The organism is Streptomyces fodineus (assembly GCF_001735805.1).
Taxonomy (GTDB): Bacteria; Actinomycetota; Actinomycetes; order Streptomycetales; family Streptomycetaceae; genus Streptomyces; species Streptomyces fodineus.
In genome coordinates, this window is sequence record NZ_CP017248.1 from 3,182,408 (window position 1) to 3,198,158 (window position 15,751).

At 71.9% G+C, this 15,751-nt stretch carries 11 protein-coding genes; 2 read left to right on the forward strand and 9 right to left on the reverse strand.

The features are described 5' to 3' along the window. Positions 1 to 53: 53 nt before the first annotated feature. Complete coding sequence (locus BFF78_RS12810) at positions 54 to 5,885, reverse strand: WD40 domain-containing protein (RefSeq protein WP_069778452.1); 5,832 nt, start codon at positions 5,883 to 5,885, stop codon at positions 54 to 56. A gap of 113 nt (positions 5,886 to 5,998) precedes the next feature. Here BFF78_RS12810 and BFF78_RS12815 point away from each other — a divergent pair, with 113 nt between their 5' ends. Together BFF78_RS12815 and BFF78_RS46160 are read left to right on the forward strand one after the other, a co-directional pair. Then, positions 5,999 to 7,273 (forward strand): ArsB/NhaD family transporter, encoded by a 1,275-nt coding sequence (locus tag BFF78_RS12815; RefSeq protein ID WP_069778453.1) that lies wholly within the window; start codon positions 5,999 to 6,001, stop codon positions 7,271 to 7,273. A gap of 211 nt (positions 7,274 to 7,484) precedes the next feature. Then, positions 7,485 to 8,462: a hypothetical protein gene (locus BFF78_RS46160; protein WP_099054854.1), complete on the forward strand. Its 978-nt coding sequence runs from the start codon at positions 7,485 to 7,487 to the stop codon at positions 8,460 to 8,462. Positions 8,463 to 8,464: 2 nt separating this feature from the next. Here BFF78_RS46160 and BFF78_RS12825 read toward each other — a convergent pair whose 3' ends face one another. The 8 genes from BFF78_RS12825 to BFF78_RS12860 form a co-directional block, all read right to left on the reverse strand. Beyond that, positions 8,465 to 8,683: a DUF397 domain-containing protein gene (locus BFF78_RS12825; RefSeq protein ID WP_069778454.1), complete on the reverse strand. Its 219-nt coding sequence runs from the start codon at positions 8,681 to 8,683 to the stop codon at positions 8,465 to 8,467. After that, the gene (locus tag BFF78_RS12830; protein WP_069778455.1) at positions 8,658 to 9,497 is read right to left on the reverse strand and encodes a helix-turn-helix domain-containing protein; all 840 of its coding nucleotides are present in this window, start codon (positions 9,495 to 9,497) and stop codon (positions 8,658 to 8,660) included. The genes BFF78_RS12825 and BFF78_RS12830 overlap by 26 nt, the downstream gene beginning before the upstream one ends. 150 nt (positions 9,498 to 9,647) lie before the next feature. Beyond that, positions 9,648 to 10,622, reverse strand: a complete 975-nt coding sequence (locus BFF78_RS12835; protein WP_069778456.1) for an inositol monophosphatase family protein — start codon at positions 10,620 to 10,622, stop codon at positions 9,648 to 9,650. Then, the gene (locus BFF78_RS12840; RefSeq protein ID WP_069778457.1) at positions 10,606 to 11,262 is read right to left on the reverse strand and encodes a hypothetical protein; all 657 of its coding nucleotides are present in this window, start codon (positions 11,260 to 11,262) and stop codon (positions 10,606 to 10,608) included. The genes BFF78_RS12835 and BFF78_RS12840 overlap by 17 nt, the downstream gene beginning before the upstream one ends. 30 nt (positions 11,263 to 11,292) lie before the next feature. Continuing rightward, positions 11,293 to 12,249 carry a hypothetical protein gene (locus tag BFF78_RS12845; protein ID WP_069783544.1) on the reverse strand — a complete coding sequence of 319 codons (957 nt, stop codon included), beginning with the start codon at positions 12,247 to 12,249 and terminating at the stop codon, positions 11,293 to 11,295. Positions 12,250 to 12,343: 94 nt separating this feature from the next. Beyond that, complete coding sequence (locus BFF78_RS12850) at positions 12,344 to 12,808, reverse strand: hypothetical protein (RefSeq protein WP_069778458.1); 465 nt, start codon at positions 12,806 to 12,808, stop codon at positions 12,344 to 12,346. A 56-nt stretch (positions 12,809 to 12,864) separates the two neighbouring features. Continuing rightward, on the reverse strand, positions 12,865 to 14,028 hold the full coding sequence (locus BFF78_RS12855; protein WP_193433656.1) for an ABC transporter substrate-binding protein: 1,164 nt from the start codon (positions 14,026 to 14,028) through the stop codon (positions 12,865 to 12,867). 262 nt (positions 14,029 to 14,290) lie between these two features. Continuing rightward, on the reverse strand, positions 14,291 to 15,730 hold the full coding sequence (locus tag BFF78_RS12860) for a gamma-aminobutyraldehyde dehydrogenase (protein ID WP_069778460.1): 1,440 nt from the start codon (positions 15,728 to 15,730) through the stop codon (positions 14,291 to 14,293). Positions 15,731 to 15,751: the final 21 nt, after the last annotated feature.

Genomic DNA, 15,751 nt, shown 5'->3' on the forward strand with positions numbered 1-15,751 from the left:
TTGAACGCGTTCAAAACTGCCCCCGCGCACCCTCCCGCGCACCCTCCTTCGCATCACCCCAGCGGCTCGTCCAGGGGCACCTGCCGTACCCCCGCCAGATACCCGTCCAACTCCCCTGGTTCGAAGCGGCACATCCCGACCGCGTGCCAGAACTCGCCGGTGACGTCTCCCTCGTACTTGTACCCACCCGACGGCGACAGCGCCGCCCAGCCGCCGGGCATGCCGACCAGGGTGGCCCGGAGGGCGGGCGGGCCGTCGGCGGGGACGTGCCACAGCCGTACCGTGCCGTCCTCGCCGCCGCTCGCCAGCAGGGAGCCGTCGGGGCTGAACGCCACCGCGAGGATCCGGCCGGTGTGGCCCGTCAGCACAGCCGTCTCCTCGCCGGTGCCGGGGTCCCACAGGCGGACGGTACGGTCGTCGCCCGCCGTCGCCAGCAGGGGCCTCAGCGGATGCACCGCCGCGGTCCAGAGTTTTCCGGTGTGGCCGGTCAGGCGGTGGTCGATCTCGCCGTCCCGCCAGATCACCGCCGTACCGTCCCAGGAAGCACTGGCCAGCCAGCTGCCGTCCGGGGCGAAGGCCACGGCGTACACCCGGTCGGTGTGACCGTCCAGCACGGCGGTGATGCTGCGGCCGGCCATGTCCCAGATGCGGACCTTGCGGTCGTCGCAGCCGGTGGCCAGGACCGCGCCGTCGGAGCGGAAGGTGATCGCGCGGACCCGCCCGTAGTGCTCGGTGATGGTGGCGAGATGCGCCCCGGTGGCCCGGTACCACAGCCGTACCGTGTCGTCGTCGTTGGCAGTGGCGAGGAGTTCGCCGTCGGCGCTGAACGCCTCGGCCCACACATGGTCGGTCTCGACGTCGAGTTCGCGCTGGTACTCGCCGGTGGCCGCGTTCCACAGGTAGATGTCGCCGTCGCTGCTCGCGGAGGCCAGCAGGGGTCCGGCGGGGCCGAACGCCGCCGAGACCAGGCGGTCGCTCTGGCCGGTCAGTTCGCGCAGCCGCCGGCCGGAGGCGGAGTGCCACACCCGGACGACACCGTCGTTGCCGCCGGCCGCCAGCAGCGCGCCGTCGGCGCTGAAGGACAGGGTGGCGATCCGGCGCCCGTGGCCGCGCAGGATGCGCCGGCCCTGCCCGGTGGCCGGCTCCCACAGCCGTACGACGCCGTCGTTGCCGCCGGTCACCAGGAGCGTGCCGGGGCTCTGGGCGGGCGTGTCGCCGTGCGGACGGAACTTGCACACCCAGACGCTGCCGCGGTGCTCGGCGGGCTGCCGGTTCAGCGGTACGGCGACGGGGTCGGCCTCGGGGTCGATCCGCCACAGCCGGACCACCCCCGCGCTGTCCCCGGCGGCGAGCAGCGTCCCGTCGGGGTCGAACAGCACCTGGTACACGGCCCCCCGGCAGCCGCCGAGCAGCCCGGCGGAGCGCCCGGCGGCCAGGTCCCACAGCCGTACCTCGCCGTCGGTGTCGCCGCTGACCAGGAACCGGCCGCCGGGGTGGAAGTCCAGGGTGTAGACGCGCCCGGAGTGGCCGGCGAACTCGTGCCGCACCGTCCGGGTGGCGAGGTCCCACACGCGGACGGTGCCGTTGCGCCAGTCGTCGCCCCGGTCGCCGGTGGCCAGCAGGGTGCCGTCCGGGCTGAACCGCGCCCGGTACACCGCGTTGCGGTGCCCGGGCAGTTCCCCGGCGGGCCGCCCGGTGGCGAGGTCCCACAGCCGTACGACGGCGGTGGCGTCCCCGGTGACGAGGGTGGCGCCGTCCGGTGCGAACGCCACCGTGTAGACGGGCGCGGTGTGTCCGGGCAGCCGGTGCAGCGCGGTGCCCGAGGCCGTGTCCCATACGGTGACCACGCCGTCGGCGTCCCCGGTGGCCAGCAGTAGCCCCTCGGCGTCGAGGACGACCGGCCAGACCCCGTCCGGATGGATCTCCAGCCGGTGCAGACGGCGCCCGGAGACCGGGTCCCACAGCCGCACGGTGCCGTCGGAGCTGCCGGTGGCCAGCACCCGTTCGCGGAACTTGACCGCGTAGACCCGGCCGGTGTGCCCTTCCAGGGTGCGCAGGGCGAGTCCGGTCGCGATGTCGGCGACCAGGACGCCGCCGTCCTCGCTGCCCACGGCGAGCAGTTCGCCGTCGGGGCTGTACGAGATGGGCTCGGGCAGCCGGGTGCGGCTGCTGAACCCGTACGGCACACCGACCGCCGAGGGCCGGAAGCCGGAGTCGACGGCCATTCCGGGCGCGATCGCGGCGGTGGCGAGTTCGGGGCTGCCGGCCAGCGGCCCGGTGGTCGCCGAGACCAGCGCCGCCCGCCGCCACCGGCCGCCCTCCACCCGGGCGCCGGTCAGGTCGGTGCCGATCAGCCGGGCCCGCCGGAGGTCGGCGCCGCGCAGGTCGGCGCCGGTCAGATCCGCGCCGTCGAGCCGGGCGCCGGTCAGCCGGGCGCCGCGCAGCACGGCGCCGGAGAGGTTGGCGCCGACCAGGCGGGCGTCGGTGAGGTCGGCGCGGGTGAGGTCGACGCCGGAGAAGTCGCGGTGGGACAGGTCCTCACCGGCGAGCGCGGCGCCGCGCAGGTCGGTGTGGGCGGGCACGCGGAGCCGGCTGAGGATCTTCACGGCGTTGGCGCGGGCGGCGTCCGGTGAGGCGTCCTGGGCCGTGCCGGACAGCTCCCGCTCGGCCCAGGTCTGGCAGATCCGGTGGTCGGCGAGGTCGCACAGGAACTCGACGGCCAGCTGGCTGAGTTGGCGTCGGCTGAGCGGGCTGCTGTCGCCGTCGGTGAGCCTGCGGCCGCACTCCCGGGCGACCAGCCACTCCACCACCGAGCCGTGGATGAACCGGAACATGCCGTCGTCGCTGCGCACCAGCAGACTGCCGGAGCCGATGGCGTGGGCGGTCTGCGGCACCGACAGCCGGGCCTCGGCGAGCCCCGTCAGGGTCTCGGCGACGTCGGTCAGCTCGTCCAGCCGCAGCGCGTCCTGCCCGCTCTCCCACAGCCGCAGGGCGAGCGCGGTGACCGCGTCCCACAGCTGGTCCAGGGACAGCCCGGGGGCCCGGCCGGGGGCGGCACCGGCGCGCTGTGTCTCGTAGCTCAGCCAGGAGGTGAGCACCTCCTGGTACAGCCCGGCGGGGCTGAGCGCACGCCCGGCCCCGGCGACCGCGCGCAGCTGGTCGTCGTCGAGGTCGGCGACGAAGCCGAGCAGCCGGGGGTTGCGGCACAGGGCTAGCAGGTCGGGGATGGCGTCGAGCAGCCGCAGCCGGTGGTCGGCAGCGCGTTCGTCGCCGTCGTAGCGGTTGACCAGGTAGGCGCGGATCTGCTGCGGGCTGAACTCCTGGACGGCCAGCACCCGGCGGTGCGGCAGCAGGCCGACGCGTTCGCCGAGCGCGGTGAGCACCTGGCCCTGGGAGCGGAAGTGCTGGGTGCGGCTGGAGACCACGATCTTGGCGCGGTCCACGGCGGAGTCCAGCAGCACCTGCAGCCGTTCGGCGGCGCGGTCGTACGTCACCTGGTTGACGAGTTCGTCGAAGCCGTCGAAGAGCAGCACGATCCGCCCCTGCTGGAGCATGTACCTGAAGGCCCGCAGGTCGATGTTGTCGACGCCGTGGGCGGCGAGATGCCCGGCGACCAGCCCTTCGAAGGAGTAGGCCCGGTCCAGGGCGTGCAGTTCGACCAGCAGCGGTACCAGATGCGGCAGTTCACCGGGGATACGACGGGCCAGCTCGCGCAGCGCGAAGGTCTTGCCGTGCCCGAAGTCGCCGAGGAGCAGCAGGAAGCGCCCCTGGTCGGAGTCGAGCAGCCGGAGCATCGCGTCGACCAGCCCGTCGCGGTCCTCGGCGTCGAGACGCTCCACCTCCCGGTAGCGCTGCGGCAGATACATGCCCGGCGGATAGCGCGGGTCGGTGCGCAGCCGCTCGCTCTGCGCGGCGACGTATCCGCGCAGGTCCAGCAGCCCCTGGAACTCGGTGAAGCTGCGCACCCGGACCCCCCGGCGGCGGGCCGCGTCCCTGAGTTCCCGGGCGGGCGGCGGCCCGTCGTGGACGAGTTCGGCTTCCGCCTCGGCGTCGGCGGCGTGCACGAGGGCCACGAACCGGTCGACGTCCTGCGCGGCCGGGGTGCCGGTGTGGACCGCCACCCGCTGCTGCCGTACGAAGCCCGACTGGCTCCAGGTGACGAGGAGTTGGGGCACCGGCCCGTCCACCGGGCGGATCTGGGCGCCCTCGTGCCGGGTACGGCACACCTCCGCGACCCGGGCGAGCAGGATCTCGGCCGGGCTCTGCACGGCGCGCGGCTCCGGCTCGGGCGCGGAGGCGGGGGCGCCGGAGTCCGCGTCGGGGGATTCCTCCGGCCCGAAGGCCCGCTGGGCCCGCCGCCACTGGACCGGCCGCCGCTCCGGCTCCCCCGGCCCCTGCCAGACGGCCAGCCCGTCCCGGCTGACCCGCACCAGCTGATGCCCGCCGGGCCGCCCGGCACCGATCACCGGCACCTCACCGGCGCCGGTGGCCAGGGCGGGCAGCGCGCCGGGCTCGGCCGGGCCGTGCAGCAGCAGGTGCAGCCGGGGCGCGGTCAGCCGCGTCAGCACGTCGGTGTCGCGCAGCGGAGCGCTGCCGTCCAGGGCGGCCGTACCCGGCGCACCGGCCCGGCGCACCCCGGTGGCGGCCGGCCGGGCGGCGCCGGGCGCATGCCGTACGACACCGATCCGCAGCCACCCCTCGGTCTCGTGCGGGCGCAGGGCCTGCGCGAACCAGGCGGCCTGCTCGCGGCCGACCATCCCGTACTGGTCGTCGCGCCGGTGGCTGTACGCCATGGACGAGTTCAACCCCGCGACCACGGTGTGCAGTTCCGGCACGGGGAAGAGGGTCCACGGCTGGTCGCTGTCGAAGACGACGTCGAGGCCCTGGTACAGCTCCCGGAACAGCCGGGCGAAGTGCCGCCACTTGGGCCAGTACGGCGGCCGGGGCGGCATCTCGTCGGCCTCGCAGGTGCTGAAGTAGGCCTGGCAGGCGGCCTGGTTGACGTCCTGGCCGCCGGGGACGAGGGCGACCCGGTGCGGTTCGAGCCCGAGCAGGGCCCGCATCCCGGTGAGAAAGGCGAGGGCCTGCTCGAACTCGCGCCGGCTGCCGGAGGCGGTGAGGTCCCCGGTGACGACCAGCAGATCGGGCGCGGGCGCCCCGGCATCCGTCAGCTCGACCAGGTCGCCCCAGATCGCCGCCTGCAGCTCGGCGGGGTCCTGCCCCCGGCCGAAGGCGGGCCCGGCCAGCTGGAGCACGGTGACCGCCTCCCGCTCCCGGACCTCCCCGGACACCCGCGGATACGACGGCGGCGCGGCCGGTCTGCGCCGGCCCGCCCACCCGGTCCCGCCGAGCGGCCGACCGGGAATCGGCACGGACGGCGCAGCCGGTCCTCCGATCCGGCCGTTCGCCCCCGGGTAGCCGGGCGGCAGGCTGGGCCGGGCCCGCCCGTCGAGGGCCTGCCGCACCCGCGCCAGCAGCAGCTCACGGGCGGCCCCCGGATCGGCGACCGGCACCAGGTCCACGTACGTGATGGTGGCGAGCAGCCCCTCGACCGGGATGTCCTCGACCCGCACGGTGATCAGCCGCCGCTCCGGCGCGTCCGGATCGGCCCGCAGGGCGGCCTGCCACTCCATCCGCCCGTACCGCGACCGCTCGTAGTTCCTGGACAGTACGGCGATGACGGCGGCGGACTCGCTGACGCCCCGGTCCATGAAGTCGACGAAGTTGGTGCCCGGCACGAAGTCCCAGGCCTGCAGAACCGTCCGGTACCCGGCCTCCTCCAGGGTCCAGGCGATCCAGGACGCCCAGCGCTCGTCGGCCGGAGAGTAGCTGATGAAGAAGTCCAATGGCCCGGTGTCCCCCGGGATGTTCTGACGAGCCACCATGTATTGATGATGCCGTGAAAAGAGAGGCTGACAGCGATCGTTTCCAGGCGTTCGACAGCGGCTTGGCCCCAGCGGGGCACAGCTGTGCGACCCTTCCACCCGTGCGTGTCTTGATGCGTCTGCATGTCCTCGACCGGGTGGCGATCGGTCTGCTGGCGACCGGACTGCTGTGCGTGGCCACGGGTTTGCTGCCGGCGCATTCCGCGTCCGGCGCGATGACCCGCATCGCCCCGCTGCTGGCGTTCCTGGGCACGGTGATCGTGCTGGCCGAACTGACCAGCAGGGCCGAGGTGTTCGATGTGCTGGCGGCGCGGGTGGCGAGGGCGGGGCGGGGCAGCTATCCGGTTCTGTTCCTGTTGTGCGTCGCCTTCGCCTCTGTCACGACGATCGCCCTGAATCTGGATACGACGGCCGTCCTGCTGACCCCGGTGATGCTGGCGCTCGCCTCCCGGGTGGGCATCGCGCCGGTGCCGCTGGCGATGACGACGGTTTGGCTCGCCAACACGGCGAGCCTGCTGCTGCCGGTGTCCAACCTGACGAACCTGCTGGCGGCCAACCGGGTCGCGCTGTCCCCGCTGGGCCTGGCGGGACGGATGTGGGCACCGCAACTCGCCGTGCTGGCAGTGACAATGGCTTGTTTGTGGCTGTTCTTCTGGCGGCGGGGGCGGCGTGGGGGGCCGGTTGTGGACGGGTCGGGCCTGATGGAGGCCGTACCGGAGCCGGCGGGGCCGGGGGCGGCGCGTGTGGTGGCGGACGTGCGTTCCGGTGCCGCCGACCGATATGTGCCGCCGGGGGTGCACCGACCCGCCGACCCGGTGCTCTTCCGCGCCTGCGCGCTCGCCTGCGCCGGCTTTCTGCTGGCCATCCTGGTGGCCGACGTACCGCTGTGGACGGCGTCCGGGACGGCGGCGCTGGTCGCCGTGGCGGCGTTCGCGGTACGGCAGCGGTCCGCGCTCCGGCTGTCGCTCATCCCCTGGCGGCTGCTGGTGATGGTGCCGGGCATGTTCCTGGTGGTCGAGACCGTCAACGCGCACGGGCTGCATGACCTGCTGGCCTCGGCGGTGGGCGCCGACGGCGGCACGCTCGGCCTGTTCCGCGCGGCGGCGGTCGGCGGCGGCCTGTCCAACGCCCTGAACAACCTGCCGGTCTATCTGGCCGGGGAAGCGGCCGTTCCGGTGGGCAACCACGACCAGCTCCTCGCCCTGCTGATCGGCACCAACGCCGGCCCGGTGATCACACCGTGGGCGTCCCTGGCCACGCTGCTGTGGTACGAGCGCTGCCATGCCTACGGCGTACGGGTGCCGGTCACCCGGTTGATGGGGACCGGCGCGGTGCTGGCCGCGAGCGCCGTGGGGGCGGGGGTGGGAGTACTGGCGTTGACGCGGTAGGACATGTCGCACACAAGTGCGCCTGTTGCACGGCGGTGACGATTCCGGCATAGATCGACACAGGACGGTCGATCAAGATGAATGTGTCGCGAGCAGTGATCAACCAGAAGGTGACCGAGGGGCATCGTGACCGGATCGCCCCGGCCCGGCGCCGGAAGGCACAGCGCGCGAAGGGATGAACAACCGACCGTTACACATTCCAGGGGGAATCATGTCCTTGATCCGTCCGACCGCTCGGCGCCTCGGCCTGCTGTGCGCCGCCACGGTCGCCGCTCTCGTCCCGGTCGTGGGCGCCGTGCCCGCCGCCGTGGCCGCACCCGCCGCCTCCGCGCCGCTGTCCATCTCCTACTCGAAGCCGTCTCCGGACGCACCGCTGACCCGTGGCTACTCCACCAGCACCATCGACCTGGCGGTCGCCAACAGGGGGAGCACCGCCAAGAACTACACGGGACTGCTCGAGGTGTCCGCCGTCGGCCCGAGAGGCCTGGACACCAAGAAGGTGACCGTGGACGTCAGGTCACTGAACGGGCCGTCGGCGCCCGCGCGGGTCTCCACCAGCGACCACGGCACCGTCGAGGCCGAATTCAGCCCCCTCCACTCGGCGATCAGCGTTCCCGCGCACACCACCTACCACTGGCGGATCACCCTCGGCGCCACACCCTCCTTCCCCCGCCTCGACACCGGGATACACCTGGTGACCTCCGGTGCGCAGGACACCGTCCAGGTCGCGCCGGACGAGCAGGAGGGCACCGTCACCGACACCGTCAGCGGCCTGTCCGAGGCCTCTCCGGCACTGGTGCCCGGCCGCCCCGTGCCCTTCTCGCTGAGCGTCACGGGCGACGCCGACAGCCGCTTCACCCACACGCTCTCCAGCACGGTGAGCCTCTACCCGCCCGTCGACCCCTACCTGCGGCCGTCGGTGAGGCTGCAGTTTCTCGACAACGGGCAGTGGACGGAGCTGCCCACGGCCGACGGCCCCTACAACTGGAAGCTGCCCGCCGTCGCGGCCGGCCTGACCCCGGGTGAGGTCCACACCTACCAGCTGCGCTTCGTCGAGGACGCCGCCTCCGAGCCGCGCGCCGGTGACTGGCAGGCGAACTTCTCGGTCTTCACCTACCAGGACAGCGCCAACCGCCCCCTGGTCGGGCGGGCCGACAGCAGCATCGTCCTGGGCAGCACCGGCGACTGACGTCAACCCCGCGTCTTCACGGCACCGACGAACGCCGACCAGGCGGGCGCCGTGAAGACGACGGCGGGGCCGGTGGGGTTCTTGCTGTCGCGGACGGGGACGTGGGTGGGGGCGGCGGTGTCGTTGACTTCGAGGCAGTTGCCGCCGCTCTCGCCGCTGTAGCTCGACTTACGCCAGCCACTCAGTACCGATGCGTCAGGGATGCTGTTCTCTCCGTGCATCATGCTCGTAATCCTCCGCGACCGACCTGATCAGCTCCAGTGACTTGCGGTGCGACAAGGCGTCGCCCAGAGCATGATCGTAGACGTCCTCCAACTCACGCACGGTGCCTTGGACTTCCCAAATCCTTCCAGACTTCAGGCCTTCCACATATGCGACGGGCGGCAGCTCCTCGAACCACATGAGCTTGACGGGGCCCTCCAGGAGGGCATGGGCACCCGCCATGAAGGGGAGCACGTGTACGCGGACGCGTCGCCGCTCGCCCAGCTCCAAGATGTGCCGTAGTTGGCCGCACATCACTTCAGGGCCGCCGATCACCTGACGGAGAGCGGCTTCACCCAGCAAGAGCGTCACTTTGGGCGAGTCGAAGTCATCCAGGATTCGGGCGCGTTCGAGGCGTGTGCTGAGGAGGCTGTCACGTCGCTCGTCGCTCTTGGCAGGGTGACCGGAACTGAGCACCTCGCGCGCGTACCCGGGCGTCTGCAGGAATCCGGGAACGAGAATGGTCGTGTACTCCTTGATCGCGACAGCCTGCCGCTCCAACTCCGCAGCCTCCGCGAAATGCTCGGCCACACTGCGGCCGTCCAGCGCCGGCAGAAACCGCTCGAAGAACCCATCCGTGCCCAACTCCCGGTCCAGCCGGCGCGCATCCTCCACGTCCGGCCGTCGGCGCCCCGCCTCGATGTGGGCGATGTGTGTGCGGGACATCACGACACGTTGGCTCAGTTCCTCCTGTGTGAGTCCCGCCGCCTCCCTCCGCCGCTTCAGTTCCTGCCCGTACTGCTTGCGAGTGAGCGGAGTGTCCTCGATGGCCACCTGTCCAACTCCCCTGGCGCGAACCCCGGTTGTCACGCTCTGTCATCTACCGAAGCTACTCGCCTTCACATCACTCTGTGCATGAATCACCACGGAAAGTGAAAGGCGTTGGCGTGCAAGACCACGAAGACGACTTCGTCGGCGCGTATCTCACGCTGAGGGTCTCCCGGGACGGTGGCCGGACCTGGGGTCCGAGGGTGACGTACCGCCCGCCGAAGAACGCGGCACCGCTGGACCTGTCGGGACGGTTTCCGCCCTGTGCGTGCCCCCGGTGCCGGGAGAGAAAGGGCTGACGAGGTCGAGAAGATGGGGCAACAGCTCCGGGCGGCCCGCGACGAAGGACCGCCCGGTGTCGGGGCCGCCGTAGCCGCCCCCGAACTCGGCTCCGTCGAGGTGACGCAGAGCGATACCCGCCTCGCGGGCGAGCAGCGCACCGGCGGGCAGGTCGATGGCTTCGGCGCGGTAGCCGACGAAGCCGTCGATGTCGCCCCGGGCCAGCATGGCCCAGGCCACCAGTGGTGCCCAGAGCTGGAGCAGGCGGCGGGAGCGGAGTTCGAGGGTGTGCCGCAGCGCGCAGGCCACGGTGTCGTCGCGGGGGACGCCGTGGCCCTGCGTCCAGGCCAGCAGGGGGCCGGCCGGGGAGAGCGGACGGCCGACGGCGTGGGAGGGGAGCCGTCCGGCCGGGCCATGGGCCCCAGCCCCGCGCAGGGCGGACCAGGTACGGCAGGTCATCGGATCGTGGACGACCCCCACCACCGGCGTGTCATCGACGCACAGCGCGATGCCGACGACATAGACGGCGAGCCCGATCACCACGTTGTTGCTGCCGTCGAGCGGATCGACCAGCCAGGTACGGCCGCCGCCGTCACCGGAGAGTTCGCCGGACTCCTCGGCGAGGATGCGGTCCCGCGGGAAGCGCTCGCGGATCCGGCCGACCACGAGCTGCTCGGCGGCCAGGTCCAAGTCGGTGACGACGTCGCCGAGTCGGCCCTTGGGCCGGGCGCCGAAGCCGTCGGGAAAGCGGGACCGCAGCAGCGCCCCGGCCTCCTCGGCGGCGGCCACCGCCGTACGGTGCTCATCGGCGTAACCGGCCGACGCAGGCCAGGCGTCACGGTTCGGGCTCATGGATCCTCCTGAGGGCGGCCCGAGCGATCCGGGCGGTCTGGGTCACGTCGCACGTCCGGCGGACCATGCGGTGCCCCGGGGCGGACAGCGAGCCCAGGGAGAGGTCCACCCGGCCGGGCAGGGTCCGGCCCAGGACCAGGGTGGCGGTGGGGCGGCCGTCCGGCACCACGCTGGTGTGGAACGCGCCCGCCGGGAGGGCGTAGCTCTGGCCGCGTGTGCTGGTCTGCCGCGCGCCGGGCCGGCAGCGCACCAGCCGCTCGGTGGGCCGCAGTTCGTCCACGCCGGAGGGGTCGCTGTGCACTTCGAAGACCCGGTGGGTGGGGTCGCCGCTGTCGTCGTCGATGTGCACCCGCCGGTTGTCGAGTTGCCCGTACAGCACCGTGCTGGTCAAGTCCCAGCTGTGACAGTGCACTTGGGGCACGGATCCGTCGTGCTCCGCCTCCGGTGTGCCGAAGACGTGGACGCAGACGCCGTCGTCGCCGTCGCGCAGGACGGGCAGGCAGACGAATCCGAGTGGGTGCCGTACCGCGTGCAGGGCGCGGTGGCCGGTGACGATCCGGTCCAGCTCCGATACGGCGTGCCGTGTCAGCTCGGCGGTGGCGTGCCGCCGGGCGGCCCGTTCCAGGGCCGGGTAGTCCATGTTCCTTCCCCCTTGGCCGGAACACGACGCTCACCTGCGGTACGGGTTCTCCGCGCGCAGCGCCTTGTCGATGATGTCGCCGACGTCACGGTCGGTGAAACTCGCTGGAAGCGGCAGGCCGAGCCGGTCGAGCAGGCGTCTGACCTCGTCCACGGTCGGCTCGTCGGCGAGGGGGACGGACTCGCGCAGATCGAGCTTGACCGCCTGCTCGCGGCTCTGGTGCAGCTCGGTGACGTAGTAGTCGTACAGCGGCCGGTCACGTTCCACGTAGAGGCTGACCCGGCTGGGGTCGTCCTGGGTGATGATCAGGCAGGTGTCCGAGAGGTCGAAGCGCAGTGCCGGTGCCACCGAGGACAGGTGGACGTCGATCTCCAGGGTGTCCAGCCGCTGCCGGTGCCAGGCGGCGGCGACGACGGTGGCGTACGCCTCCTTGCGGGTGCGCTCCACGGTCCACTCGGCGAGGCCGCCACCGGGGCCGAACGTACTGCGGAAGCGCGCGTACGCGGCGCACACCTGGTCGTCGGCGGGGTTGATGATGTCGATCTTCATGCTGATGGAGCGCCGCTGCCGCTGTGCCTCCAGCACGCACTCGGGCAGCGTGACGGCGCGCAGATAGGTGCCGGTGCCGCCCTTGAACACCCAGCGGGTGGTGGTGCGCCGGGCCCGCTCGTGCGCGAGCGCGACCTCGGCGCCGGAGAGTCTGCGCACCATCGCCAGATCCTCGATGGCCCGGCCGGTCCCGGCGGTCGCGGCCCGGATGTCGGCCATCCGCCTTCGGCGCTCGGTGAGCGAGCCGAACACCAGCGCCGCGAGCACCAGCAGGGTGGCCCCGGAGACGATGTTGGAGTCCATGTTCTGGTTGAGGACGTCCATGATCCCGACGACCAGCGCGACGACGATCGCGACGATCCCGTCCAGGTTCCGGACCGCCCAGGCGATCCCGTCCTCCAGCCGGCGCCCGGCCCCCTGCGGCGTACTGCTCGTCACGTCCACCCTCCCCCGACGGTGGCTTCCATCGTAGGAGCAAGGGGAGTCGGTCAGCCATGCGGCAATCAGCCGTGAAAATCCCGGGCCGCCCCGCTCACCGGAGGTCGTCGCGCCCCAGCCACGCCGGCTTGACCGGCACTCCGTCGGCGTACCGCTCGACGGGGCCGGCCTGTTCGACCTGTTCGACCTGGGCCAACGGCTGGTCCGGCACATCCGGCTCACCCGGCTCATCGACCACGGCGACGGGCTCCCCCGGCGACTCCACGGGTTCCTGGACGACAGGCGCGGCGGAGTCCTCCAGCAGCTCCGCCACCGTGAACCGGGTGGCGAACGACTGCCACGCCCCGTCCACGACGAGGAGGAACCCGTCGCCGTCCCGAAGGAGCCGGCGGCGCCTGGGACTTCTGGGGTGCTCGGGCGAGAAGCTCCGGGCCCGCCGCTCCAGCTCGGCCAGCGCCTCCGCACGGGTTCCGAGGACATGCGCCACCACGGCGGCCTCGATGTGCTTGCGGTCACCGGCACTCACGGTCGTCTCGACGACCAGACCCCACACCGTCATGTCCTGCGCCCCCTTCGTGCGCGACGACTCTACGGTGTCGTCACGCGCCTGGCCCCCTAGAGCCCCACGATCTTGTTCCACCGCTTGGCGAACTCCACCCGCTCCGTTGACGTGATGTCCCGCGCGATGGCCAGGCGCGCCCGCATTCCGGAGTCCGGGAAGATGAGGGGGTTTTCGGCCAGGGCTGCCGTGTCCTTGTCCTTCGCGGACGCCAGGACCTCCTTGGCGGCCGGGACCGGGCAGACGTAGTTGACCCAGGCGGCCAGCATCGCGGCCGTTTGGGGGGCGTAGTAATAGTCGATCAGGCGCTCGGCGTTGGCCCGGTGGCGGGCCCGGTTGGGGATCATCAGGGAGTCCGACCACAGCTCGGCGCCCTCCTCGGGCACGAGGAAGCGGATGTCGGGGTTGTCGGCCTGGAGCTGGATGACATCGCCGGAGTAGGCCTGGCAGGCCAGGACGTCTCCGCTGACCAGGTCCTTGGTGTAGTCGTTGCCGGTGAAGCGGCGGATCTGGCCGCGGTGGACCTCGCGTTCGACCTCGTCGCAGACGTTGTGGAAGTCGTCCGCCGTCCACTTGGTGATGTCCACGCCGTTGCCCTGCATGAGGAGGGCGAAGGACTCGTCCAGGCCGGACAGGAGGGTCACGCGGCCCTTGAGGTCGCTCGCCCACAGGTCCTTGACGTGGCGGATCTCGCGGCCCAGCTTCCTGCGGTTGTAGGCGATGCCGGTGATGCCCGACTGCCAGGGCACGGTGAACCGGCGGCCCTTGTCGAAAGCGGGTGAACGCAGCAGCGGGTCAAGGTACTTGGCCACGTTCGGCTGCCGGGCACGGTCCATCTCCTCGACCCAGCCCAGCCGGACGAACCGGGCGCACATCCAGTCGCTCATGACGATCAGGTCGCGGCCGGTGGACTGATGGTTCATCAGCGCCGGGCTGATCTTGCCGAAGAACTCGTCGTTGTCGTTGATCTCCTCGACGTAGTCGACGGATATCCCGGTGCGCTTCCCGAACCCCTCCAGCGTGGGGCGCCGGTTCGGGTCGTGGTCGTCGGTGTCGATGTACAACGGCCAGTTCGCCCAGGTCAGCTTTCTCTCGGCCGCGGACTCGTCGGCCACGGTCCGGTCACCGGGCGCGACATAGGCGGCGGGCACCCCACAGCCGGCCAGCGCACCGAGCGCGGCGGTGCCGCCGAGGGCACGCAGCAGGGAGCGGCGGGACATCACGGTCGTACGAGAAGAAGTCTGGGGCACCCCGGAAGGATGCCGTTCGGCACGGCGAAGCGGCAATCGACGGTGCGTCGAGCATGCCCCCGGGTGCCGGACACCTTGTCGATCCCGGGCCGGACTCGTCCAGGGCCCGCGGCCCGTGGCACTCCGCCGCGGTTCCCGCCGGGGTGATCGCCCGACCACCGCGACGGGGGAACGGCGCGGCCCCCGGACGGGAAGGAACCCGTCCGGGGGCCGATGCCGCTGTCGGCGGTACTTACGCGTCCAGGGACGTCATCACGTGCTTGATCCGCGTGTAGTCCTCGAAGCCGTAGGCCGACAGGTCCTTGCCGTACCCGGACTTCTTGAAGCCGCCGTGGGGCATCTCGGCGACCAGCGGGATGTGCGTGTTGATCCACACGCAGCCGAAGTCCAGCTTCTTGGACATCCGCATCGCACGGGCGTGGTCCTTGGTCCACACCGAGGAGGCGAGGGCGTACTCGACGCCGTTGGCCCACTCGACGGCCTGGTCCTCGTCCGAGAAGGACTGGACGGTGATGACCGGGCCGAAGACCTCGTTCTGGACGATCTCGTCGTCCTGCTTCAGGCCGGAGACGACGGTCGGGGCGTAGAAGTAACCCTTGTCGCCGACCTGCTGGCCACCGGCCTCGACCTTGGCGTGCGCGGGCAGCCGCTCGATGAAGCCCGAGACCTGCTTGAGCTGGTTGGGGTTGTTCAGCGGGCCGAAGAGCACGTCCTCGTCGTCCGGCTGCCCGGTCTTGGTCTCGGACGCGGCCTTGGCGAGCGCGGCCACGAACTCGTCGTGGATGGACTCCTGGACGAGGACGCGGGTCGCAGCCGTACAGTCCTGGCCGGCGTTGAAGAAGCCCGCCACGGAGATGTCCTCGACGGCCTTGGCGATGTCGGTGTCCTCGAAGACCACGACCGGGGCCTTGCCGCCCAGCTCCAGGTGGACCCGCTTGAGGTCCTTCGACGCCGACTCGGCCACCGACATGCCGGCGCGGACCGAGCCGGTGATGGAGGCCATCGCCGGGGTGTCGTGCTCGACCATCAGACGGCCGGTGTCACGGTCGCCGCAGACGACGTTGAAGACACCCTTGGGCAGGATCGAGCCGACGATGTCGGCGATCAGGACGGTGGAGGCCGGGGTGGTGTCCGACGGCTTCAGCACGACCGTGTTGCCCGCGGCGATCGCCGGGGCGAACTTCCACACCGCCATCATCATCGGGTAGTTCCAGGGGGCGACCTGGGCGCAGACGCCGACCGGCTCACGGCGGATGATCGAGGTCATCCCCTCCATGTACTCACCGGCCGAGCGGCCCTCCAGCAGTCGCGCCGCGCCCGCGAAGAAGCGGATCTGGTCGACCATCGGCGGGATCTCCTCGGAGCGGGTGAGCCCGACCGGCTTGCCCGTGTTCTCCACCTCCGCCGCGATCAGTTCCTCGGCGCGCTCCTCGAAGGCGTCCGCGATCTTCAGCAGCGCCTTCTGCCGCTCGGCCGGGGTGGTGTCACGCCAGGCGGGGAAGGCGCGGGCGGCGGCCGCCATGGCCGCGTCCACGTCCGCCTGTCCGGACAGCGGCGCGGTCGCGTACGCCTCGCCCGTCGCGGGGTTGACCACCTGGGTGGTCCGTCCGTCGGCGGCGTCCCGGAACTCACCGTCGATGTAGTTGCGCAGACGACGCAGCTCGGTGCTCACTGCCGGCCTCCTGGTCTGGTT

Bases quoted from the DNA above. Each gene is read 5' to 3' on its own strand.
- BFF78_RS12810 (WP_069778452.1), bottom strand. From the start codon at position 5,885: ATGGTGGCTCGTCAGAACATCCCGGGGGACACCGGGCCATTGGACTTC.
- BFF78_RS12815 (WP_069778453.1), top strand. From the start codon at position 5,999: ATGCGTCTGCATGTCCTCGACCGGGTGGCGATCGGTCTGCTGGCGACC.
- BFF78_RS46160 (WP_099054854.1), top strand. From the start codon at position 7,485: ATGTCCTTGATCCGTCCGACCGCTCGGCGCCTCGGCCTGCTGTGCGCC.
- BFF78_RS12825 (WP_069778454.1), bottom strand. From the start codon at position 8,683: ATGCACGGAGAGAACAGCATCCCTGACGCATCGGTACTGAGTGGCTGG.
- BFF78_RS12835 (WP_069778456.1), bottom strand. From the start codon at position 10,622: ATGAGCCCGAACCGTGACGCCTGGCCTGCGTCGGCCGGTTACGCCGAT.
- BFF78_RS12840 (WP_069778457.1), bottom strand. From the start codon at position 11,262: ATGGACTACCCGGCCCTGGAACGGGCCGCCCGGCGGCACGCCACCGCC.
- BFF78_RS12850 (WP_069778458.1), bottom strand. From the start codon at position 12,808: ATGACGGTGTGGGGTCTGGTCGTCGAGACGACCGTGAGTGCCGGTGAC.
- BFF78_RS12855 (WP_193433656.1), bottom strand. From the start codon at position 14,028: ATGTCCCGCCGCTCCCTGCTGCGTGCCCTCGGCGGCACCGCCGCGCTC.